The 23003-nt window shown below is 46.5% G+C and carries 14 protein-coding genes and 1 tRNA gene; 7 read left to right on the forward strand and 8 right to left on the reverse strand.

All coding sequences use genetic code 11. The features are described from left to right. Positions 1–2 precede the first annotated feature (2 nt). The 3 genes from dnaE to tilS all read left to right on the forward strand — a co-directional run bounded on the left by dnaE (position 3) and on the right by tilS (position 6100). Positions 3–3467, forward strand: coding sequence for a DNA polymerase III subunit alpha (gene dnaE / locus BZA03_RS00115; RefSeq protein ID WP_110287663.1), 3465 nt, complete (start codon positions 3–5; stop codon positions 3465–3467). Between the two features lie 68 nt (positions 3468–3535). Then, positions 3536–4492 carry an acetyl-CoA carboxylase carboxyl transferase subunit alpha gene (gene accA / locus BZA03_RS00120; RefSeq protein WP_014948567.1) on the forward strand — a complete coding sequence of 319 codons (957 nt, stop codon included), beginning with the start codon at positions 3536–3538 and terminating at the stop codon, positions 4490–4492. 282 nt (positions 4493–4774) lie between these two features. Beyond that, the gene (gene tilS, locus BZA03_RS00125) at positions 4775–6100 is read left to right on the forward strand and encodes a tRNA lysidine(34) synthetase TilS (RefSeq protein WP_110287664.1); all 1326 of its coding nucleotides are present in this window, start codon (positions 4775–4777) and stop codon (positions 6098–6100) included. 125 nt (positions 6101–6225) lie between these two features. Here the strand turns inward: tilS and BZA03_RS00130 are convergent, their stop codons facing one another. Next, the gene (locus BZA03_RS00130; protein ID WP_014975856.1) at positions 6226–7125 is read right to left on the reverse strand and encodes a GGDEF domain-containing protein; all 900 of its coding nucleotides are present in this window, start codon (positions 7123–7125) and stop codon (positions 6226–6228) included. Between the two features lie 263 nt (positions 7126–7388). Between BZA03_RS00130 and BZA03_RS00135 the strand changes: the two genes are divergently transcribed. Next, complete coding sequence (locus BZA03_RS00135; protein WP_080759991.1) at positions 7389–9356, forward strand: cation:proton antiporter; 1968 nt, start codon at positions 7389–7391, stop codon at positions 9354–9356. Between the two features lie 75 nt (positions 9357–9431). Here BZA03_RS00135 and BZA03_RS00140 read toward each other — a convergent pair whose 3' ends face one another. Further along, positions 9432–9659 (reverse strand): hypothetical protein, encoded by a 228-nt coding sequence (locus BZA03_RS00140; protein WP_014975858.1) that lies wholly within the window; start codon positions 9657–9659, stop codon positions 9432–9434. 323 nt (positions 9660–9982) lie between these two features. Here BZA03_RS00140 and tadA point away from each other — a divergent pair, with 323 nt between their 5' ends. Further along, the gene (gene tadA / locus BZA03_RS00145) at positions 9983–10606 is read left to right on the forward strand and encodes a tRNA adenosine(34) deaminase TadA (RefSeq protein ID WP_110287665.1); all 624 of its coding nucleotides are present in this window, start codon (positions 9983–9985) and stop codon (positions 10604–10606) included. A gap of 101 nt (positions 10607–10707) precedes the next feature. Here tadA and BZA03_RS20365 read toward each other — a convergent pair whose 3' ends face one another. Then, positions 10708–10863: a hypothetical protein gene (locus BZA03_RS20365; protein WP_014975860.1), complete on the reverse strand. Its 156-nt coding sequence runs from the start codon at positions 10861–10863 to the stop codon at positions 10708–10710. A gap of 265 nt (positions 10864–11128) precedes the next feature. After that, positions 11129–12532 carry a membrane-bound lytic murein transglycosylase MltF gene (mltF, locus tag BZA03_RS00150; RefSeq protein WP_110287666.1) on the reverse strand — a complete coding sequence of 468 codons (1404 nt, stop codon included), beginning with the start codon at positions 12530–12532 and terminating at the stop codon, positions 11129–11131. Between the two features lie 176 nt (positions 12533–12708). Here mltF and purL point away from each other — a divergent pair, with 176 nt between their 5' ends. Together purL and BZA03_RS20370 are read left to right on the forward strand one after the other, a co-directional pair. Further along, positions 12709–16596 (forward strand): phosphoribosylformylglycinamidine synthase, encoded by a 3888-nt coding sequence (purL, locus tag BZA03_RS00155; protein WP_110287667.1) that lies wholly within the window; start codon positions 12709–12711, stop codon positions 16594–16596. 260 nt (positions 16597–16856) lie between these two features. After that, the gene (locus BZA03_RS20370; RefSeq protein WP_012517588.1) at positions 16857–16997 is read left to right on the forward strand and encodes a hypothetical protein; all 141 of its coding nucleotides are present in this window, start codon (positions 16857–16859) and stop codon (positions 16995–16997) included. 170 nt (positions 16998–17167) lie between these two features. Here BZA03_RS20370 and smrA read toward each other — a convergent pair whose 3' ends face one another. The 4 genes from smrA to BZA03_RS00170 form a co-directional block, all read right to left on the reverse strand. Then, positions 17168–17755 carry a DNA endonuclease SmrA gene (smrA, locus tag BZA03_RS00160; RefSeq protein ID WP_110287668.1) on the reverse strand — a complete coding sequence of 196 codons (588 nt, stop codon included), beginning with the start codon at positions 17753–17755 and terminating at the stop codon, positions 17168–17170. 159 nt (positions 17756–17914) lie between these two features. Next, positions 17915–18040 carry a hypothetical protein gene (locus tag BZA03_RS20535; protein WP_014948577.1) on the reverse strand — a complete coding sequence of 42 codons (126 nt, stop codon included), beginning with the start codon at positions 18038–18040 and terminating at the stop codon, positions 17915–17917. Positions 18041–18172: 132 nt separating this feature from the next. Continuing rightward, a tRNA-Arg gene (locus BZA03_RS00165) sits at positions 18173–18247 on the reverse strand. Positions 18248–18432: 185 nt separating this feature from the next. Continuing rightward, on the reverse strand, positions 18433–23003 hold a 4571-nt coding region (locus BZA03_RS00170), incomplete at its 5' end, for a BapA/Bap/LapF family large adhesin (RefSeq protein WP_220018903.1).

A 23003-nucleotide genomic window follows, 5' to 3' on the forward strand; every position in this document is an offset into this window, starting at 1 on the left:
TCATGTCATCGCCATTTATTCATTTACGTGTTCACAGCGACTTTTCGATGATGGACGGCCTGAATAAGGTTAAACCTATTCTAGGTAAAGTGGCCGCGCTTGGCATGCCTGCCGTGGCGATCACCGACCAAATGAATATGTGTGGCTTGGTAAAGTTTTATTCCGAGGCACATAACTTAGGTATTAAGCCCATCATCGGCACTGATTTTTGGGTTACTAATGAAGTCTTTGGCGATGAACCTTTCAGACTAACCCTTATTGCGATGAATAATGAGGGATATAAGAACATTACGATTCTTATCTCCAAGGCCTATCTTCGCGGGCACCTCTCACACCGAGCGGTCATTGATCAAGAATGGTTGGCAGAGCACAGCGAAGGTGTGATTGCGTTATCGGGGGCACAGCATGGTGATGTTGGTGTGGGTTTAATGAAAAACAACGCCAAAATTCTCGACAGTGCCCTTGAGTTTTATCAAACGCATTTTCCCGACCGCTTTTATTTAGAGCTTATTAGAACCGGTAGACAAGGTGAGGAAGATTACTTGCACCTTGCCGTGGAGCTTGCTGAGCGGCGCGGCTTACCCGTGGTCGCCACCAATGAAGTGTGCTTTATTGACCGTGAAGGCTTTGATGCTCACGAAATTCGTGTATGTATTCACGATGGCTACACGCTTGATGATAACCGCCGCCCTAAACGATACAGTGACCAGCAATATCTGCGCACTGCGGAGGAAATGGTTGAGTTATTTAGCGATATTCCTGAAGCCATAGAAAATACGGTTGAAATTGCCAAGCGCTGTAACGTTACCGTACGGTTAAACGAGTACTTCTTGCCGCAATTTCCAACCGGCGGCATGACCACCGAAGACTTTTTGGTTAAGGTGTCTGAAGAGGGGTTGGAAGAACGTCTAGAATTTCTATTCCCCGATGAAGAAGTGCGCAAAGCGAAACGTCCAGAGTACGATGATCGACTTCGCATTGAGCTTGAAGTTATCAACCAAATGGGTTTCCCAGGCTACTTCCTTATTGTAATGGAATTTATTCAGTGGAGTAAGGATAACGGAATTCCGGTAGGGCCAGGGCGGGGTTCTGGTGCGGGCTCATTAGTGGCCTATGCCCTAAAAATTACCGACCTAGACCCGCTTGAATTCGACTTGCTATTCGAACGTTTCTTGAACCCAGAGCGTGTATCCATGCCCGACTTCGACGTCGACTTTTGTATGGATAGACGAGACGAGGTAATCGATCACGTTGCTGAGCTTTACGGACGTCAGGCGGTATCGCAGATCATTACATTCGGTACTATGGCGGCAAAAGCAGTAGTACGCGATGTTGGCCGCGTGCTTGGTCACCCTTACGGCTTTGTAGACAGAATCTCGAAGCTGATTCCACCTGACCCTGGCATGACGCTAGAGAAGGCGTTTAAAGCTGAGCCACAGCTACCAGAAGTGTATGAAAGCGATGAGGAAGTGAAAGACCTTATCGATATGGCGCGAATACTTGAAGGGGTTACCCGAAACGCCGGCAAGCACGCCGGTGGTGTTGTTATTGCGCCAACCACAATTACTGATTTCTCGCCTTTGTATTGTGATGACGAAGGTAAAAACCCCGTAACCCAGTTCGACAAAAACGACGTTGAAACGGCCGGCTTGGTAAAATTCGACTTCTTAGGTCTTCGTACGCTGACTATTATTCAGTGGGCAATAGATATGATCAAAGAAGGGAAGAACGTTGATGTCGATATCAGCGCCATACCGCTTGAAGATCCTAAGAGTTTCAGAACCCTTCAAAACGCCGAGACAACTGCGGTATTCCAGCTGGAATCTCGCGGTATGAAAGAGCTAATTAAGCGCCTTAAACCTGACTGCTTCGAAGATATTATCGCACTGGTGGCCCTGTTCCGTCCGGGCCCGCTGCAATCAGGCATGGTAGATAACTTTATTGATCGTAAGCACGGACGTGAAGAAATTTCCTACCCCGATGCTGAATATCAGCACGAGTGCTTGAAAGAAATTCTAGAGCCTACCTATGGCATTATCTTGTATCAGGAACAGGTAATGCAGATAGCCCAGGAAATGGCGGGCTACTCACTGGGCGGCGCTGACTTGCTTCGTCGTGCTATGGGTAAGAAAAAGCCTGAAGAAATGGCGAAGCAGCGCGGCACGTTCGCCGAAGGTGCGAAGGGCAATAATATTGACCCGGACCTTGCGATGAAAATCTTCGACTTGGTAGAAAAGTTCGCGGGTTACGGTTTTAACAAATCTCACTCTGCCGCTTATGCCTTGGTGTCTTACCAAACCCTGTGGCTGAAAGTGCATTATCCTGCGGAATTCATGGCTGCGGTAATGTCGGCGGATATGGATAACACCGATAAAATCGTGACGCTTGTCGATGAATGTGAGCGCATGGGCATCGAAATACTGCCGCCAGATTTAAATGCAGGTAAATACAAATTTACCGTCGATAGCGAAGGTCGCATTGTTTACGGTATCGGTGCGATTAAAGGGGTAGGTGAAGGCCCAATTGAAGCGATTATTGAAGCGCGGGAGACCCAAGGGGCATTTAAGGATCTATTTGATTTCTGCGCCAAGATAGACATTAAACGGGTAAACAAGCGAGTGCTAGAAAAGCTAGTATTAGCGGGGGCAATGGACAACTTAGGTCCGCATCGCGCCAGCCTTATGGCGAGCTTACCCGAAGCCCTTGCCGCCGCTGGACAGCACGCAAAAGCCGAGTCTTTTGGTCAGTCAGACATGTTTGGCCTACTGACTACCGAGCCAGAAGACGTGAAGCAAGCGTTTGCCGACGTCCCTGAGTGGCCTGAAAAAGTATGGCTAGAAGGTGAAAAAGATACCCTCGGGTTGTACTTAACCGGTCACCCCATCAATCAGTACGCGGAAGAACTGCGTTATTACACCGACGGTCGATTAGTTGATTTAAAACCAACCAATAAAGACCAAATGGCCAGTGCAGTAGGATTGGTGCTTGGCGTGCGTGTAATGACGAACAAGCGGGGGCGTCGCTGGGCCATAGTGACACTGGATGATAAGAGTGCCAGAATAGACGTACGTTTCTTCCCCGATATGTACGAGCAGTTCGAAAGTGTGTTAGAAACTGACAGAATATTGCTAATAAAGGGACAGGTCAGCTTTGATGATTTCTCTGGGGGCAATACAATCACCGCCCGTGATGTAATGGACATTGTTCAGGCACGAGAGAAAAACGCGAGAGCGCTGGCACTTAATATTGATACCCAGCTGCTTGAACCGAAGAAAATGAGTCAGATGCAATCTATCCTGCAGGCATTTAACGGCGGAAGTTGTCCTGTTCAGTTAGCGGTAACCCATCCAGACGCTGAAGTAATCTTAGCGTGTGGTGCAAGATGGTACGTTACCCCTGAAGACCAACTTTTGCACGATCTCAAACACTGTTTGGGAGACAAAGCCGTTTCAATTCTCTACCATTAAGGGTAAGAGTTCGATAGATTGGACATCTCGCGTTTGCATAGACGAGCGTAGTACGAATAGGACATGAAATGAGTATACAGTTTTTGGACTTTGAACAGCCAATAGCCGAACTAGAAGCAAAAATTGAAGAGCTTAGGTTGGTGAATCAAGGTGGCGAGTTTGACGTTGGTATTGAAGAAGAAATCAATAAGCTTCGCGGTAAAAGCGCAGAGCTGACTAAAAAGATCTTTTCTGATCTTGGCGCATGGCAAGTTTCCCAACTTGCACGTCACCCAATGCGTCCATACACGTTAGATTACATTCCTCGTATTTTTACAGAATTCGACGAGCTTGCTGGTGACCGCGCATTTGCTGACGATAAAGCGATTGTTGGTGGCCCAGCAATGCTAGATGATCAGCCGGTGATGATTATTGGTCATCAGAAAGGGCGTGACACCAACGAAAAAATTAAGCGTAACTTCGGTATGCCTAAACCAGAAGGTTATCGTAAAGCCTTGCGTCTAATGAAGATGGCCGAGCGCTTCAATATGCCTATCATCACCTTTATCGATACGCCAGGAGCGTATCCTGGTGTTGGCGCTGAAGAGCGTGGCCAGAGTGAGGCAATCGCGAAGAACCTATTCGAGATGGCTGAGCTTACCGTTCCAATCGTGTGTACCGTTATCGGTGAAGGTGGTTCAGGTGGCGCACTAGCAATTGGTGTTGGCGATCGTGTTAATATGCTTCAATATTCTACGTACTCGGTGATTTCACCAGAAGGTTGTGCGTCTATTCTGTGGAAAAGCGCAGAAAAAGCACCACTCGCTGCAGAAGCGATGGGCGTAAGTGCGCCACAAATTAAAGAGCTAGGCCTGATTAACAGTATTGTTGAAGAGCCTTTAGGTGGTGCGCATCGCGATCATAATGGCATGGCGGCTAATTTGAAGGCGGTCATTAAGCAGCAGCTTAACCAGCTTAAAGAGCTAGATAAGACTAAATTGATGGAAGAGCGTTACCAGCGTTTGATGTCGTTCGGTTATTGCTAAGCTCATTATAAGTTCATTAAGAAAACTAGCATGAAAGGTGCATTTAGCCGTTATGTACAGCTGCGTTCTATCAGTTTAAACGCTTGCTATAAAAACTAGCGAGCGGCGGCTTAATTCATGTCGGTCATGTAATGTCGTATACGAACAAGGGGGTTGTTTACCAAAGGTAACCAACCCCCTTGTGTTATTAGAAAGTGTGTTATTAGAAAGCCAGTGCTTAGCCAAATACAAAGTTAAACCTCAGTAAAATATAGCGTTGAAAGAATAAGGTATTACCGGTCTGTGACCCCTCTACAATCCCCAACAATCGAACATATCGTCAACCGCATAGCGACATCTCTCACTGATGTAGAGCTACCACTTCAAACGCCACTCGTCGTTGCTTACAGCGGTGGTGTGGATTCGACCGTTCTGCTCCAAGCCGTTATTGCGTATAGGGAGCAGTTTGATAGCCCAATTCATGCTGTACATGTACATCACGGTTTAAGTGATAATGCCGAACAGTGGGCAAAGCACTGCGAATTACAGTGTCGTCTTGAAGACGTAGCATTTCATTTGTATCGAGTTGATGTTGATACGGGGTCGAGAAAAAGCCTGGAAGCAGAAGCGCGTAAGGTTCGATACAACGCATTGTTAGAAGTGTGTGACCAAATAGGCGGTGTACTGTTATTAGGACAACATGCCGAAGATCAGCTTGAAACCGTATTGCTCCAGCTCAAACGCGGTGCTGGTCCTCAGGGCTTAGCGGGTATGGGAGAAGTTCAGTACCGAGGTGACACCTTGATAATGCGCCCTATGCTAGCACTAGAGAAAGCCGAGATTGTGGCTTGTGCCGAAGAGGAAATGTTGCAGTGGGTTGAGGATGAATCTAATCAGCAAAATAGCTTTGATAGGAACTTCTTAAGGAACGAAATTATACCTCACTTGCTGGCGCGATGGCCTAAGTTAACCAAAACCGTGGGGCGCAGCGCCGAGCTTTGTGCTGAGCAAAGTGCACTAGTCAGCGATTCTGCCCAAAAATATTTTGAAGATTTTAAACGCACAGATCTCAGGCTCGACGGGCAACAACTCGCTGCATTGTCGTTACCGTGGCAGGCTATGGTCATTCGCGCGTGGTTTCGAGCTCAAGGCGAGCTGTCGCCCTCAAAAGCGCAGACAGACCAAGTACTTGCTATGTTAAAAGCAAAGCATGATGCAACCCCTGAAGTGAACTTTAAATGGGGCAGGGTTATACGGTTTGACCAAGACCTTTATTGGGTGGTGAACGCTACTCATGAAGTACCGCAAAACCTAAAATTAGTGCCCAACCAAAATATCGCTCTTCCTTGGCTTAGAGGCCATATTCGAATTGCAGTACCAAAGGCGCGAGAAGAAGATACCGTTTCTCTGCAAACCAATGCTCGCAACCTTAAAGTAAAGCCAGAAAATGCGAACGTATCTAAGTTGCTGAAAGAATGGTTTAAGGTATGGCGCGTGCCAAGATGGGAGCGAAACGGCGTGCCGGCAATCTTGATTAACGACGAGCCCGTCGCACTGATTGTTGAAGGACGTTGTGTTTATCTACAGCCCAAAGCGCCAGATATAGAAATAACCTTTAGTCTCGACTGAATCTATGTAGCACTAAAAGTGCCGTTTTTTTAAAGGGCTAGATACTCTTGTTTATGGTATCCATGGCAATAATGTGCAAAAGCGGCATTGCTTTGCCGCCATCCTGATAAATTCAAATCGCGACGTTACGCTGCGTGATAGCTATTTTTGCCAGAATTTTTCACGCGGTACAGGGCGTTGTCAGCACGGTCAAATAGGCTACTCATCGTATCGCCGTCGCGATAAATCGCGCCGCCAAGGCTGGTTGATACGCCTAAGCGAGATAAGTAGCTAGAGCTATTGATACTCATTTGAATACGCTGGGCTGCACAAGCTAGTTGCTGTTGCGACTGACAGTCTAGCAAACAACAAAACTCATCGCCGCCATAGCGAAATGCTTCGTCTTCATCCCGCAGAACATTAGATAAATGTGATGCAACATGGACAAGTACTTTGTCACCTTCGCCATGACCAAAATTATCATTCACATACTTAAAGTTGTCTAAGTCGATCACCAAAAGTGCGAAAGGATCATCGTGTCTTTGCGCCCAGCCGAGTTGTCTTGTCATTGACTGCTCAAAGCCCGCTCGGTTACCTAAGCCAGTTAACACATCTTTAGTCGCCATCTGTTGCACACGCATTAATGAAAGAGCGTGCTTTACTTGTTTTCCAAATAAATCATGCAGTTGGAATAGACTCTCCCGTTGCGATAACGACAAGGGTGAACTAATGTAATAATAGACATGAGCTTGATCGCCATTAACGGCATTGGCACCTTGTAGTGGTAAATCAATGAGTGTTGACGATATCTTTGCATTACCGTACACCCAACGCGAGTCAAAGTCAGACAAGCTAAACCCGACAATAGGTAACAACGTGTTTAGCTGCTGAAAATACACGCCACCTAGCTCTTGTAGTTCAAGAGTAGAAAGTAGCTGCGTGATAAAGCCTGATAATTCACTAAAAGAGAGTGATTTACCTGTGCTCTCAGCAGGGTAAAAATTGTTATGTTGTGTGCTATCGTAGACTGACGTTGAAAAATCCACAGTAGTGCCCCTATACAAAATGCGTTGATATGCAAAGAAACAAGTGTCAAAGCCCTGACGTTTCTGTGGCCACATCTGCATTTTCGCGGAATTTATGGCGATCACAGCGGCAAAACTTGCCGGATCTGCATTTACACAGGGGATTTTGCAAACTAGATGCCAACAAAGTGTTTCAGGCACTAGTCTTTAGTTTAAAACGTAAAATCGCGTGATTTATCGCGCTTGTTTTACAAATGGAAGTTTATGTAGCTTTAGGAGGTAGTGTGGGGACGAGCTTTTTAAATATCGTGATATTGATGTTTATATCGGTATGTGCGGTCGCATTATTTAAACGCATTCATCTCCCTCCTATTCTTGCTTATCTGTTTGCCGGCGTACTCGCGGGTCCGCAACTATTATCTGTGTTTGCCCACCCAGAAGAAATGCACCTGCTCGCTGAAGTGGGCATAGTGTTTTTGCTCTTTTCACTTGGTCTTGAGTTCTCGTTACCCAAATTGTTGGCAATGCGCTCTTTAGTATTCGGTGTAGGATTAGGGCAAATGGTGTTTACCACGGCAGTGTTTACCTGTGTTCCTCTGTTTCTCGGCATTCCAATGAGTGCGTCCATCATTATTGGTGGTACGCTGGCGTTAAGCTCAACCGCTATTGTAATCAAGCAAGCAACCGAAATGGGCATTCTTAATAACAGGCGTACACAATTAGCGGTAAGTATCTTGCTCTTTCAAGACTTAGCGGTGGTTCCGTTCCTAATTGCTATTCCTCTTTTAGCCCAGACTGGTGAAGTAAGTATTGCGCTAGCTTTAGGCGAGGCGTTGCTTAAAGGTGTGTTTGTCATTGCGTTTCTAATGTCAGTGGGTAAGTGGTTACTACCTTGGGTGTTTAGAGAGGTAGCAAGAACAAGGACTGACGAGCTGTTTGTTCTGACCACTATATTGATTGCCCTATTGGCAGGAGGGCTAACTTATTACTTCGGGCTATCCATGGCGCTAGGCGCTTTCTTGGCGGGTATGATGTTGGGGGAAAGCCAATACAAGTATCAACTTGAAGCCGACATTCGTCCGTTTCGAGATATTTTAATGGGGTTATTTTTTGTTACCGTGGGTATGCAGTTAGAACTCACTGTACTGTGGAACAGCCTGTTTGAGATTGTTTTTGGCGTTTTTGCTTTGATGATAGTTAAAGTCATTTTAGTAAGAGGCGCATCTCTATTAGTTAAAACCGATGCAATAGATGGCTGGTCTGCTGGGGTTAAACTTTGTCAGATTGGCGAGTTTAGTTTTGTAATTGCTGCGCTTGCTACGACACACGGCGTGTTAACGTCAGAGCAGTCATCGCTGATTGTGTGTATGGGTGTAATCAGTATGGCGTTAACCCCGTGGCTTATGAATAACAGCGTCACTATAGCAAGGCGTATTGTTAACAAGGATATCTCGTTCGATGACAATGTGAGCTTTGGTAATGCAGAGCCGTTAACCAACCACGTCATTATTTGTGGGTTTGGCCGCGTTGGACAGTCGGTAGCTCGCATGCTGAAAATGGAAGGCATTCATTTTGTTGCCATAGATATGGATCCTGTCAGAGTACACGAGAGTCGAAACGCGGGAGAGCCCGTCATCTTCGGTGATGCGAGTCAAAAAGATATATTGATTACTGCCAATGTAGAAGGTGCCAAGCTTGTGCTTGTGACGTTTGATCAAGTCGATAAGGCCAAGCAGGTGATAACGCAGACCCGAAGCATTACGAGCACTACAGATGTTATGGTGCGTACCAAACGAGACTACCAGCTTGAAAGCCTATACAGCGCGGGTGCCAATCAAGTCGTGCCAGAGCTGCAAGAGGGGAGCTTGATGTTGGTATCGCAGGTGCTGCATTACGCCGGCGTGCCAATGTCTCGTATTTTAAAGCGGGTGCGAGCTGAGAGAAAAGGTCGCTACGATCATATGCACGGCTTTTACCCGGGAGAAACAACAGAGATCACCTATGGCACAGAAGACAAGTTAGAGTTTATCCATGCTGTGGTGTTGTCCGAACACGCTTCCTGTATTGGCAAAGCCATAAAAGATATCGATTTCTCGAGAATGCGAGTAGCGATTAAGGGCCTAAGGCGGGATGGAAATGAAGTTAAAGACCCAGACCAAGACGCTATTTTGCAAGCCCATGACGTGCTAGTGATTGCGGGTAAACCCCGGCGTGTAGAGCGAGCAGAGCGAAAACTATTAGAAGGGAGCTAGCACGCAGTTAAACTTAGCGTTGTTTAATCTAGCGCGCTTGCCATGGAACGTGTGTTGAATTACGTGAGTTCAAGCTTACGCTACGCGGTCGCTTTCTAAGTCTGCAAATTGCTTTTTTAGGTCGTAGCGCTCGTCTGTCACTATCTTCTCAAGCACAGAAACTCGTTCCTTAAGCTCTGCAATTTCGGCTTTATAAGCATCGGTTTCTTTGCTGCTAAGTTTCTTCTTACTTTTGTCTTTTGCACTTTCGACAATGGTAACTAAGGCCCAGGCACAAATGGCTACTATTGCAATCGCGGTCATATTCACGGTGGTATCCCTCACAAATGGCTTTAAAACAGTGTAGGTGAAAATTTGGCCTGTTGCCTAATTCACCCCGTATTTAGTTAAATACTTATCGGTAAAATTACTGCTTCGCTTCAGGTACTATAGCGGTTATCTAACATACTTTTTAGTAAAAAATGTAACCTGTTAAGTCCATCACACTAGCAGTGTTATAATGAGAGATTGCAAGTAGGTTGCCAAGTGACAAAAGTCATTACTTTCTAAGAAGTTAGAATGTTTACCTAAGCTAATACAAAATAAATGTTAATGAATTTCACCAAGTAAAGTAGCAAAATTGACGAATGAGTGACCAAAATAGCAACCGTCCAACACCAAACTTCGACCTTGCAAACAAGCAAACGCAAGAAAAAGAATCTGTGCAGGAACCGTTGACTGAAATCGCAATGGAAGACATCGCGACAGAAGAAGACATAATGTGGATGAGGCATGCGTTAACGCTTGCCGATAAGGCTGAGTCGATTGGTGAGGTGCCAGTCGGCGCCTGCGTAGTATTAAACGGTGAGCTTATCGGTGAAGGCTTCAATACGCCGATAACGGATAATGACCCATCTGCGCATGCAGAGCTACGTGCTGTTAAAGAAGCAGCAGCTGCGGTGCAAAACTACCGACTTATTGATGCTACGTTGTATGTGACATTAGAGCCCTGCTCTATGTGCGCAGGTATGCTGGTACATGCACGGGTAAAGCGGGTGGTGTTTGGCGCAAAGGATGCGAAGACAGGCGCTGCGGGCTCGGTCATGAACTTATTGCAACATCCTGCGCTTAATCATCAACTTGAGGTTGTATCTGGCGTATTAGCTGACGAATGTGCTAACAAATTGTCAGATTTTTTTCGCAAGCGCAGGAAAGAAATAAAGGCTGCCAAAAAGGCGAAAAGACTGCTAGAGGGTGATGCTTCAAGCTAATTTATAGCGTTGCCTGAAGTTGTGCTTATTCGTGTTTTCGCCCATTTGGTATGTACCGGTTACATGGTCAATCATTGTGAACCAGATGGCATAGAGGTGGCTTAGCCAGGCGTACGGGTTAACTGAGTGAACATATCGCTGGTAACAAATAGCTTGCGGCGCTGAAGTACTTTTTGGTGACAACGCTTAAGCATAAGTCTGCGTCTGTTGTTGTTTTTCAATTTTATTCCTTTTTTCATAAATCGATTTTTTTTCATTTGTTCTCCTTTCTCGCGTTGTGGCCACTTTATGTTTTTCGTGACCACTTTTCTTCCGTTGTGCGTAGCTCTCTTTATTTGAACAAGTCTCACGTTATTCGAGAGATGTTGTCATTAAAAGCCGCTGCTCTTCTAGAGCTTGTCATCGTTGAGAAAATAATTATTCTGAGAAAGTAAGTCAGTGTCTGACTAACTTCTTTTTAGGGTACAGTACAAAGATGACATCGAAATGACAGTTTTCAAGAGAGAAGCAAGGTGAACTGCGTCAAATTTTTCCTTGTTCGTCCAACCATACTAAGCTGTCATAATAACGACGAATATTTTCCACATACTGTAACGCTTCATCGCCTCTTGCATAGCCATAGCGAGTAGTACGGTAATATTTCTTTTGCCTAAGCTGTGGCAAGCGACGCTTTACATCTACCCAAAGGTCTGGATTGCCACCTTGTTGCTCGGTAAGAATGCGTGCGTCCTCCAAATGGCCCATACCAATATTATACGACGCCATAGCCATCCAGGTTCTATCTGGCTCGCTAATTCGCGCAGGTATGCGATTGAGCAAACTGGCAAAATAACGAGAGCCTCCGCGAATGCTTTGTTCAGGATCGGTTCTGTCATCTACGTTCCAGTCACTTGCCGTATCCATGGTGAGCATCATTAGACCGCGAACGCCAGTTCTTGAAATAGCGTCACTGTCCCAGTGACTTTCTTGATAACTCATTGCCGCAAGCAGTCGCCAGTCTAATTCACCTGCATACTGTTGAAATAAGGGTTTGTATTGGGCAAGTGCTGTCTCGGCAGCATAATTAAACGCACGACTGTCGACGTAATCGAACTGGCGAATATGGCCAAAGTACTTGTCTTCTAACACCGTAAACCAGCCTGACTGATGTACAGTACCAAAATATTCAATCAGCGCTGCTTTCACTGAGTCATCTTGATGTAATGGGAGCGCCCACGCCATCGGCATATCTTCATTAAGGGTTTTTGCCACGGCTAAGTTAGGATATCGCCTGCGCTGAAGGGCTAGACGGTTACTGTCTGCTACCGTATAAGCAATGTCGCCATTGGCAACTTGTTGTAACAGTTCTTCGGAGTCAGAATCTTCGGTGGTAACAAGTTGGGTTTTTATTATTGGGCTTTCACTATCACTTGCTTGGTCGGTTACCTGGCCTAATAAACTAGACAGTAAGTGAGCTTGGCTGCTACCTGCCACAGTAACAATAGGGGCATCAAGTTCTAATAAGTCTCTAGGTCTCGATGTCCCTGCTTGGAAGACGAGCTCTTGTTGAACGTGTTGATAGGCTGGACCGTAAGCAAAACGACTTTTAAGTAAAGGCGTTACCGCATCGCCTGTCGCGACAATGTCCAGATTACCTTCTTCTAACTGTTCTAACATGACTTCATAGCTGTAGAAGGGGTAAAGGTCGAGCGTCACGCCAAGGTAATCGGCAAATCCTGCCAGCAGTTCATATTCAAAACCCTGCGGCCCCTCTGCGCCGTTATAAAATGTTCCTGCACCATAAACGGTTCCCACGCGGATCGATTCTCGTTCCAACAATGAAGAGAGGGCAGTGGGTACGGAAGGAACGCCACAACTCATAACAGCAATAGATAATATGATTATTAATTGTAGTTTTAATCGTTTTTTATAGTCTTGTGACTGCATAGACCTTTACTTGTTGTCATTAAACCATCTAAGTTTAAAAAAAAGTTCATGTAAGCGCGTTATGAGGTTACTTACTGCGCATAATTACTCTATAATCCGCGCCGAAATACTCATCAATCCAAGAGGCAACGCGTCGCATTGGTGGTCGTTGTTTCTAACAAACCAGGTAAATCAATATGTTGGTCCTTCGAGGCGCTCCTGCACTATCAGAGTTTAACCAAACTAAACTGATTGCAAAGCTGGGTCAATCCGGCGTTAGGGTTAAAAACCTATATAGCGAATATGTTCACCTAGTCGATTCCCAAGGTGACTTGTCTAAGCAGCAAATAGAGATACTCGAGAAGCTGCTCACTTACGGCCCCGCGAGGCAAGCACAAACCCCTTCTGGAACCTTCTTCCTCATTACTCCTCGCCCCGGCACTATCTCTCCCTGGTCTTCTAAAGCCACCGACATCGCTCACAACTGCAGTCTAAAAAATATCAACCGCATAGAACGTGGTTGTGCGTTTTATATAGAAACAGAAAACGGTGTGAGTGAAGATGATTTTGCGCTTATCGCTAGTTTCTTACACGACAGAATGACCGAATCAGTGTTCACCAATACTGATGAAGCTGCGGTACTCTTTTCACATACCGAAGCCAATACTTTTACCAGTGTAGATGTATTAGGCGAAGGCAAAGACGCGCTAGTTAATGCAAATGTGTCGTTAGGCCTTGCTTTAGCTGATGATGAGATTGACTACCTGTTTGATAGCTTTACTAAGCTAGGCAGAAACCCGACTGACGTTGAACTTTATATGTTTGCGCAAGCAAACTCTGAACACTGTCGCCACAAAATTTTTAACGCTAGCTGGACCATTGATGGCGAGGACCAAGAGAAGTCGCTGTTTAAAATGATTAAAAACACCTACGAGTTGTTGCCTGATCACGTGTATTCAGCTTACAAAGATAACGCAGCGGTAATGGAAGGATGGCAAGCAGGTCGCTTCTTCCCGAACCCGCAGTCACACCAATACGAATACCATCATGAAAATATTGATATTTTGATGAAGGTAGAAACCCATAACCACCCAACGGCAATTTCACCTTTCCCAGGTGCGGCAACCGGCTCTGGTGGTGAAATCCGTGATGAAGGTGCAACCGGTCGTGGTTCAAAACCTAAAGCGGGCTTGGTTGGTTTTACCGTATCTAACTTGCGTATTCCTGGTGCTGAGCAACCGTGGGAATTCGAATACGGCAAGCCACAGCGTATTGTAAGCGCTCTTGATATTATGCTTGAAGGCCCACTAGGTGGCGCAGCGTTTAACAATGAATTTGGTCGCCCTGCGCTACTGGGTTATTTCCGTACCTTTGAACAAGAAGTCAATAGCTTCAACGGTGTTGAAGTGCGCGGCTATCACAAACCGATTATGTTAGCTGGTGGTTTAGGTAATATTCGTCGCGAGCATATTGAAAAAGGCGAAATCACGGTTGGCGCTAAGCTTATTGTGCTTGGCGGCCCCGCAATGAACATTGGTCTTGGCGGCGGTGCAGCCTCATCAATGGCATCTGGCCAATCAAACGAAGACTTAGACTTTGCTTCAGTACAGCGAGACAACCCTGAAATGGAGCGTCGCTGTCAGGAAGTGATTGATGCATGTTGGCAGTTAGGGGATAACAACCCTATCCAGTTTATCCACGATGTGGGCGCAGGTGGTCTTTCAAATGCACTGCCTGAGCTGGTTAATGACGGTGGCCGTGGCGGTAACTTTGAGCTTAGAAAAGTATTGTCAGATGAGCCAGGTATGACACCTCTGGAGCTATGGTGTAACGAATCTCAAGAGCGCTATGTTTTATCTGTCGCGCCTGAAAATATGCCAGTGTTCGAAGCAATTTGTGCCCGCGAACGTGCGCCGTTTGCTGTGGTTGGTGAAGCCACTGCCGAGCAGCACCTCAACCTGAACGACAGCCAGTTTGACAACAAACCAATCGATATGCCTCTTGATGTACTTTTAGGCAAGCCGCCTAAAATGCACCGCGACGTAAGCTCGACCAAGGTTAGCTCGCCAGCGCTAAACGAGGCAGGCATTACCTTGAGTGATGCAGCAAATCGCATTTTATCTTTGCCTACTGTGGCAGAGAAAACCTTCCTTATCACTATTGGCGACCGCTCAGTTACCGGCCTTGTAAGTCGTGATCAAATGGTAGGCCCATGGCAGGTGCCAGTGGCAGATGTGGCGGTTACTGCGACAGCGTTTGACACATACCACGGCGAAGCGATGTCGATGGGTGAGCGTACGCCTGTTGCGTTACTATCGCACGGCGCGTCTGCACGTCTTGCTGTGGGTGAAGCGTTAACCAATATTGCCGCAGCAAACATCGGCGATATTAAGCGCATTAAACTGTCTGCAAACTGGATGGCAGCAGCCGGACACCCCGGTGAAGATGCAGGTCTATATGAAGCGGTTAAAGCCGTGGGTGAGGAGCTTTGCCCAGAGCTAGGCCTAACCATTCCTGTGGGTAAAGACTCTATGTCGATGAAAACGGCATGGAATGAAAACGGTGAAGATAAAGCGGTGACTTCTCCGCTATCACTCGTTATCTCTGCCTTTGGCGCAGTAAAAGATATTCGCAAGACCCTAACGCCTCAGCTACGTACAGACAAAGGCGCAAGCCGCTTGCTGCTACTCGACTTGGGCGAAGGGAAAAATCGCTTGGGCGCAAGCTGCCTGGCACAAGTCTATACTCAGCTTGGTGATAGCCCAGCAGATGTGGTCTCTGCAACTCGCCTTAAAGCCTTCTTTGACGCAATGCAGACGTTAATTGAAAAAGGCTTGGTGTGTGCTTATCACGACCGTTCAGACGGTGGCCTGTTTACCACCGTTGCTGAAATGGCCTTTGCTGGTAAAACAGGTGTAAGCATTAACCTTGATAGCCTAGTTGGAAACGACATTGCCGTATTGTTCAATGAAGAACTAGGTGGCGTAATCCAAGTGCTTGAAAGCGATATGGATGCCGTTAACGCAGTACTGACTGAATTCGGTTTAACTGAATTGGCTCACGATATCGGTACGCTTAATAGCACCGACATGATTGAGTTTAGTCGCGGTGGTGTTGCTGTACTTGCAGATAGCCGCGTATCAATGCGTACAACGTGGGCACAAACCACGTTTGAAATGCAGAAACTGCGTGATAACCCTGAGTGTGCTGAACAAGAACACGCGGCAAAGCAAGATGCTGCCGACCCAGGTTTGCATGCTGCGTTGTCTTATGATGTGAACGAAGACGTAGCAGCTCCCTATATTGCCAAAGGTGTTAAGCCAAAAGTGGCGATATTGAGAGAGCAGGGCGTAAACTCGCATCTAGAAATGGCGGCTGCATTTACCCGTGCAGGCTTTGACGCTATCGATGTGCACATGAGTGACGTGTTGGCAGGTCGTATTACCCTTGAACAGTTTGCGGGCCTTGCGGCTTGTGGCGGTTTCTCTTACGGCGATGTATTAGGTGCAGGTGAAGGTTGGGCGAAATCTATATTGTTCAACAGCATGGCTCGCGACCAGTTTGAAGGCTTCTTCAACCGTAACGATACGTTCAGCTTAGGTGTGTGTAACGGCTGTCAGATGCTATCGAACCTTAAATCACTGATTCCAGGTACTGAGCATTGGCCACATTTCGTGACCAACCAGTCGGCGCGATTTGAAGCTCGTGTTGCAATGGTCGAAGTGATGGAGTCTAAGTCTGTGCTGCTTGATGGCATGGCAGGTTCGCGTATGCCTATTGCTGTGTCGCACGGTGAAGGTCAGGCTGAATTTGCCAATGACAACGCGTTGTCACAAGTAGGCGCGCAGGTGGCGATGCGTTACGTAGACAACTACGGCAAGCCAACCATGCAATATCCGGCAAACCCGAATGGTTCACCGCAGGGGATCACAGGCTTAACTTCACAGGACGGGCGAAGCACCATCATGATGCCGCACCCTGAACGTGTATTCAGAGCCGTGGCAAACTCGTGGCGTCCAGACGATTGGCAAGAAGATGGTGCGTGGATGCGTATCTTCAGAAACGCACGTAAGTTTGTTGGTTAACAAAACACACTTATTTTGACTAAAACAGGGGGAAACCTCTGTTTTAGTCATTAGAAAAATACTGTTTAATAAATATACATACTATAAATAGGCGTCAAAGCTTTGGCAAAGTGTCAAAAATCTGATTTTTGCCCTTGTCATCAGTTTGTCACTGATCTATTGTAGTGCAAGCAAGGAATGCGATTAGGTTACAGGAGTTGAGTTAGGGTTGTACCAGTGAAAGGCATGTGCCAGCTGGTTTAAATAATAAGAGACGACCGATGAATCGTTCTTCTAAAGGGTTTGGCTTAACCGGAGTGGCTGTAGCTGTAGTGCTGATGTTCGTAACTGCTGTTTTTAGCACATCTGCGAAGTCTGCCGAAGCTCCAACAACGCTAAGTGTGCTGTCTTCAGTTAAGTAGTCTGAAAGAAAAATTCTAACGCCCGTATCAAGTTACTTGATACGGGCGTTAATCATTGGGGGACAATAAAAACGTTCAGCATATAGCGCTTCATGAGATAAGCCTAAAAGCTACACCTAAAGACAAGCCCAAAAAAGCAAAGCTGACTCAACGAGTTCTTGCCTCTCATTTTATCCTTTCTTATTTTTTTCTCTGTTAATTAATTTCTGCTGCGGATGCTTTTTCAAAAGCACATATGTAGCACCAAAGCCTCCGTGCATCGGTTGAGCCGTATGGTAGGCAATGACTTCGTTTAGTTCTCTTAGCCAATGGTTAACATAACTTTTTTTCAAAGCGGGAAAGGGTTTGCTATTTTCACCTGTTCCATGTTTTATGAGCAGTGCACGAACCCCGCGTTCGTGACTAGATTTAATGGTGCTATAAATCAGGTCTCGGCTTTGTTCTAAGGTTTTCCCTGAAAGTGTTACGTTGGCCTCTAATGGATATTTACCAAGGCGAAGTTTTTTAAAAACACCGTCTTGAATACCGGGCTGCTGGAAGTGTATAAAATCATCAGGGGGTACCGGCTTCACACCTTCCATGCTCAGTGGGTTAGCGAGTTTTTCGCGGACGCCTAACTGCCTAGCCGCTCTTTTTTGTTTTTCAGCGAGCGCCTTTTCAGGATCGTGTAATAAAGCCTTATCATCTGAAGCGATTGGTTTTACATCTTGCATTTCTGCAAAAAACGAATCGATATCGTCGTTTTCAAATTGGCTCATATTAATCCCCGTATAAGCTACTTCTATCTTTTATACGCTATTTCTGCCCCGTTGGTCTATGGAGCATAACCGCTCGATATATCACCGGGCGCAACGAACAGCAGCACCGTCGATTGCAGTGTAATTATAAAGTGGGGATTAAATTCCAAAAATCATCGTTTAGTAAATGGCACCGGGTTCCGCTAAAGCTTCAATAGCGTCCCACTCTTCTTCAGAAAATGGGCACTGCTCAGCTGTTTCGGCACAACTATCAGCGTTATCAGGTGGGGGGAAATCGAAAGTCATAATGCTCTCCTGTTTTGAAGAGTATTACTTAAATTGGCTAAATTACAACCAAAGTATAATAAATTCTTCAATATTACAGGAGACGGTTTGTATAAGCATCTTTACTAAAAAGCAGAAACGTTGCGCAATTAATGGCGTCCCCAGCTGGAATCGAACCAACATCTAAGCCTTAGGAGGGCCTTGTTTTATCCATTAAACTATGGGGACCTAATGCGTAGGGAGTTTTATTATACGTAGTTCGGGAAAATACGAAACCCTTTGTCAACAAGGTGCAGCGCTATGAGCAGAATGTCTCTGTCATTGACGTGAAAGTAATGAGCCCATGGCCTGGTTTTCTAATGCATATAAAAAGCCCTCGTAGATACGAGGGCTTTGGCTATGGTCAGCGTATTTTAAATATCCGTAGGTGGAAGTTTATCAATCGCCGTTTTCAGTACCTCTGACTCGGTAGGAGATGTCGCGCCCACGTCACTTCCGCTTTCTTTAGTTGTGTCAACTGCTGAGTCGCTTGAACTCGTCGTTGAAACGCTCTCAGAACCTGAGTCAGTCGAAGTAGGCTCTGTTGAGGGAAGAATCAAATCTTCCGGAGGAAGGTCAATGTCCACAACATCAACAGTCACTTCAGTGACAGGCCCAGTAGTAACAATATCGCCTTCTTCAGGAAGGGTGATTGTGTCTTCTGGTACTGTACCGGAAGTGATAGGTTCTGGCGCTGTACTTTCTGGTGTAGAAAGCTCAGGCGAAAGCGGGCTTGTACCCTCGTCCGGCGCGGTGGGCACAGGACCGCCAATATCAACCGTATCAAGCTTAGTGCCAGACAGGTCGATAGTATCAACTCCACCAAAACCATCGCCCACAGTGGTACCAAGTGTGCTTACCTCGTCTTCAGGTAGCGTAATGATATCTGGTGTACTCTCTACTGGCTCCGTTATCGATGAAGGCTCGCTCATAAGCGGTGCAGTAGGCTCGTTTTCTGGTGTTATCAGTCTAGTTTCAGCGTTTAGATCGACTGTTTGAAGCGTTTGCCCTGTTAGGTCAATGACGTCAGGTGCTGTAGGCTCGTCAGTAACCACGGTGCCGCTGCTATCTGATGCACTGACAGACTCAGATGAACTGCTCATTACCACTTCAGGTACACCTTCACCAGATGCCGTTACAAACACGTTAAATTCTGCCTGTTCGATAGTGCCGTCTGGATATTCGATACGGTAAGTAAAGGTATCCGTTAAGGTTCCACCAAACACGGCTTGCGTGTTGTCCGGGGTATAAGTGTATGCGCCAGTTTCATCAATTTGCAGCGTACCGTAATCACCCACTAACGTAATGCCGCCAGTCGCATCTTGGAAGGTTGTTCCATCAGTAGAAACGGTTACGTCGTATGTTGGGCCAAACAGTATATCGTTTTCGAACAGATTGCCGGTGGCGGTTTGTACGCCGCTAACTTCAAACTGGTCAAGGTAGTTGATGGTAGAGGATAGGTCTACACTAATGCTGCCGACTAATCCAGCAGCAACAGTGCCGTCCATTGATAAGCGATAAAGTCCTTCGGTTAATCCGTTGACAGTAAGTGCGGTATCGCCATCAATACCTAACAAGCTGATAAGCTCATCGTTGGGGAACACTCTATAGGGTTCCCATGCTCCGTTTATAAACTTTTCAACCGTTATTGTGATGCTAGAGCCTAATGAGACTAACCCCACTGCATCTACATTTAACGTGATATCTTGAGTAGTATTTGCAGTAACATTAAAAGGGTCACTTTCATCGCTAAAACTTGTAATAAACAAACTTAGGAGATAATCATGCTGTAGCGCATCTAGTTCACTAGGGCCTGCTTCCGAGACAAAATCATAGGTCAATTCAGCACGTGCCGAGTCTGCCGATACCCCTTGTCCTGACAAGTTAAAGTTAAGATTGGCGGTAGAGGTATTCGTGCCATCTGAAATGGTGTAGCTAAAGCTATCTGTATTGCCTAAGCCGTCGCGCACGCCATTGGCTACATAGGTGTAGCTACCGTCTTCAAATATAGTTAAATCACCATAATCACCTTCAATGGTAATGCCAGATAAACCAGTACCCAATACCGTCACCGACTCTCCATTGGTATGAGTAACTTGTGTCACTACGCCGCCCTCGGCAATGCTATCGGCTACATCGCCTGTGTTAGCCGCATCAATAACATTCCCCGACGTTGTCGTGCTACCTTCAAACGCATATTCAGTGAGTGTTGAAGTTATATCGGTAGATTGTAGTAAAGTAACCGTATTGCTGAGCAGTGCTGCTGCGACTTCATCTAATACTGCATCTACAAATGCGCCTAATCCTAATAAGTTAAGCCCTGTGGTAATAGTACTCACTAAGTCGCCGGCGCCTATGGTATCAGCGGTGCTTAAGGCTGGCTCAAGAATAAGATTGCGTACAACCGTGCCCAAACCAAGTCCATTTAATATACTGGCTTCAGTGCCGTTTAGTGCGTCCTCAACAGCAGTTAGCACCACCTCTTGGTTTTCTTCACCCAGTACTACGCCGCCATCACCTAATTCTGTTAGCGTAATTGATCCGTCGCTATCTTGATCGAATAGTGTCTCAAGGGCACTTTCATCATTGCGTACAACCACGGTGTAATCACCAGCAGGTAGCCCAGAGAATTTCACAACCAGTGTATCGTCACCTGTTACTCCAATTAGGTTTACGCCAGCTACATCACCTATTAATGGGTTGTCCGGCGTCATAGCTGAGGCGACCACGTTGCCATCGGCATCGACAATATCAATACGATATGCATCAGCGACGGCGACTAACGCGGTTTGGCTAACTTCTACTACCACTTCGCCGAAGAAACCAGCATCAACGGTAAGCGTTGTGCTAGCCTCTGGCGAACCCGCTGCCGGAGAGCCTTCGGTTAAGCCAAGCACTTGGAAATCACTATCGCTAACTGGTGCATTCACGATGGCCGTTTGTGCGCCTAGCTCCATATCATTGTTATCGGTTTGGGCTACTACTGGCGGGAAGTCGCTCCCAGATATGGTTATGGTAAGTGCCGCGATATCAGACGTTTCACCATCTGATAAGGTGTAGTTAAACACTTCGTCCTGACCAATTGCACTACGATCGCCATCGGCGGTGTAGGTGTATGTGCCGTCTGCAGCAATTTCCAGTACGCCATAGTTTCCTTGAATAGTAACGGTACCAGTAGCAGGAACCGCCACACTATCACCAGAGGCGTTGGTAACGAGCGTTACTTGGGCACCGTTTAAGATAGTGTCGGCGCCTACGCCACTAATATCACCGTCGATTAGGTTGCCTTGGGCTACTAAATCACCGGTATAAGTGTATTCGGTTAATGTGGTGGTGATATCAGTGTCTTGCAATAAGGTTAATGTATTGCTGAGCAATGCATCGGCAACGACACTTAGAATGTCATCAAGGAAGCCAGTTAAACCAATTGCATCAAGAGGCGCGGTAAGTAAATTAACAAGCTGGCCCGCGCCAATTACTGTGGTAGCTTCCAGAAGTGTCTCTAGTACTCCCCTTACCTGCGTACCAACCGTACCAATTGGAATACCTAAAACGCCGGTATTTAACGTTGTTTCAATAGTATCAAGAACAACAGCTTGATTGTCTGGACCAAGTACAACACCAGCTGAACCAAGTTCTTGAAGGTTAACATCGTTACTATTGTCGTTGTCTAACAAGTCTTCAAGTAAGTTCTCATCATTGCGGACCACCACACTGTAGTTGCCAGCATCAAGGCCAGCTAACGCGAACGAAATGGTCTCGTCGCCGGTAACATCAAAAATGTCTAGGCCACCGACATCGGCAAGTTGTGAGTTTGCGCTTACTCCTTTGTAAACAAGTTGACCGCTCTCGTCATACACTTCAACAATGTAGGCATCGGCAACAGCAACCAGTGCTATTTGGTCAACTTCTACTAGCACTTCACCTACATGGTTAGGGGAAACGGTAAAGGAAGCACTTGCGTCTACACCACCTGTTGACTCTGCTAAGCCTATCACCTGCACGTCGCTGGTAGTTTCCGGTGGATTCACAGTAACTACTGGCTCGCCCATATCAACGGTGTTGCCGTCGTTTATAGCATCGAGAGCCTGTACGATAACATTTTGGCTTGCCGTACTCGCCGAGTTACCAGCTTCGTCGGTGACGGTTGCCACCACCGCGTAGGTACCTGCTGGTAGCGTTGTGCCTGTTAAATCAAGGCTCCAATTACCGCTGCCATCAATGGTAAGTTCAGGGTCAGTGCCAAAGGTATACGACGTGCCATCAACGGTAACGGTTAGGGTAGTATTGTCAGCAAGGTCAACCGTGCCATTAAAGATTAGCGTGCTATCGCTAGTAATAAAGTCACCAGCCACCCCAGAGTCGTTTGAGATACTGTCGAACGTTACTGTCTGACCGTTATTGTTTTCATCAATAGTGGTATCGATAACAACTGTACCTGTGTCAGTTGCAACATTGCCTACCGCATCTGTGGCGGTTACCGTTGCCGTGTAATTGCCTTCCGCAAGCAGGGCGACAATATTATCAGCCAGTGTCCACGTGCCGTCACCATTGTTGGTAGCGGTGTAATCGTTGCCGTCAATGGTCACCACCACAACCGCATTGGGGTCGTTCACCGTACCGGTAAGCTCTGGCGTGGTGTCGTTGGTGGTTAGATCGTTTATTGCAACGGTAGGCGCGGTGGTATCAATAACCACTGTACCAGTGTTGGTCACCGTGTTACCCGCGGCGTCCGTTGCAGTAACAGATGTTGGGTAACTGCCTTCTGCTAGCGCAGCAACTGCATTGTTAGCCAACGTCCACGTGCCATCACCATTGTTTGTAGCGGTGTAATCGTTGCCGTCAATCGTTACCACCACAACCGCATTGGGGTCGTTTACCGTACCGGTAAGCTCTGGCGTGGTGTCGTTGGTGGTTAGATCGTTTATTGCAACGGTAGGCGCGG

Origin of the sequence: Alteromonas sp. I10 (genome assembly GCF_003201515.1) — a bacterium.
Taxonomy (GTDB): Bacteria; Pseudomonadota; Gammaproteobacteria; order Enterobacterales; family Alteromonadaceae; genus Alteromonas; species Alteromonas macleodii.

What these genes read in the sequence shown, in the direction of transcription:
- tadA (WP_110287665.1), top strand. Translation starts at nt 9,983, where the DNA reads ATGAGTGACCAAAATAGCAACCGTCCAACACCAAACTTCGACCTTGCA.
- BZA03_RS00140 (WP_014975858.1), bottom strand. Translation starts at nt 9,659, where the DNA reads ATGACCGCGATTGCAATAGTAGCCATTTGTGCCTGGGCCTTAGTTACC.
- BZA03_RS20370 (WP_012517588.1), top strand. Translation starts at nt 16,857, where the DNA reads ATGAATCGTTCTTCTAAAGGGTTTGGCTTAACCGGAGTGGCTGTAGCT.
- accA (WP_014948567.1), top strand. Translation starts at nt 3,536, where the DNA reads ATGAGTATACAGTTTTTGGACTTTGAACAGCCAATAGCCGAACTAGAA.
- mltF (WP_110287666.1), bottom strand. Translation starts at nt 12,532, where the DNA reads ATGCAGTCACAAGACTATAAAAAACGATTAAAACTACAATTAATAATC.
- BZA03_RS20535 (WP_014948577.1), bottom strand. Translation starts at nt 18,040, where the DNA reads ATGACTTTCGATTTCCCCCCACCTGATAACGCTGATAGTTGTGCCGAA.
- BZA03_RS20365 (WP_014975860.1), bottom strand. Translation starts at nt 10,863, where the DNA reads ATGAAAAAAAATCGATTTATGAAAAAAGGAATAAAATTGAAAAACAAC.
- smrA (WP_110287668.1), bottom strand. Translation starts at nt 17,755, where the DNA reads ATGAGCCAATTTGAAAACGACGATATCGATTCGTTTTTTGCAGAAATG.
- dnaE (WP_110287663.1), top strand. Translation starts at nt 3, where the DNA reads ATGTCATCGCCATTTATTCATTTACGTGTTCACAGCGACTTTTCGATG.
- purL (WP_110287667.1), top strand. Translation starts at nt 12,709, where the DNA reads ATGTTGGTCCTTCGAGGCGCTCCTGCACTATCAGAGTTTAACCAAACT.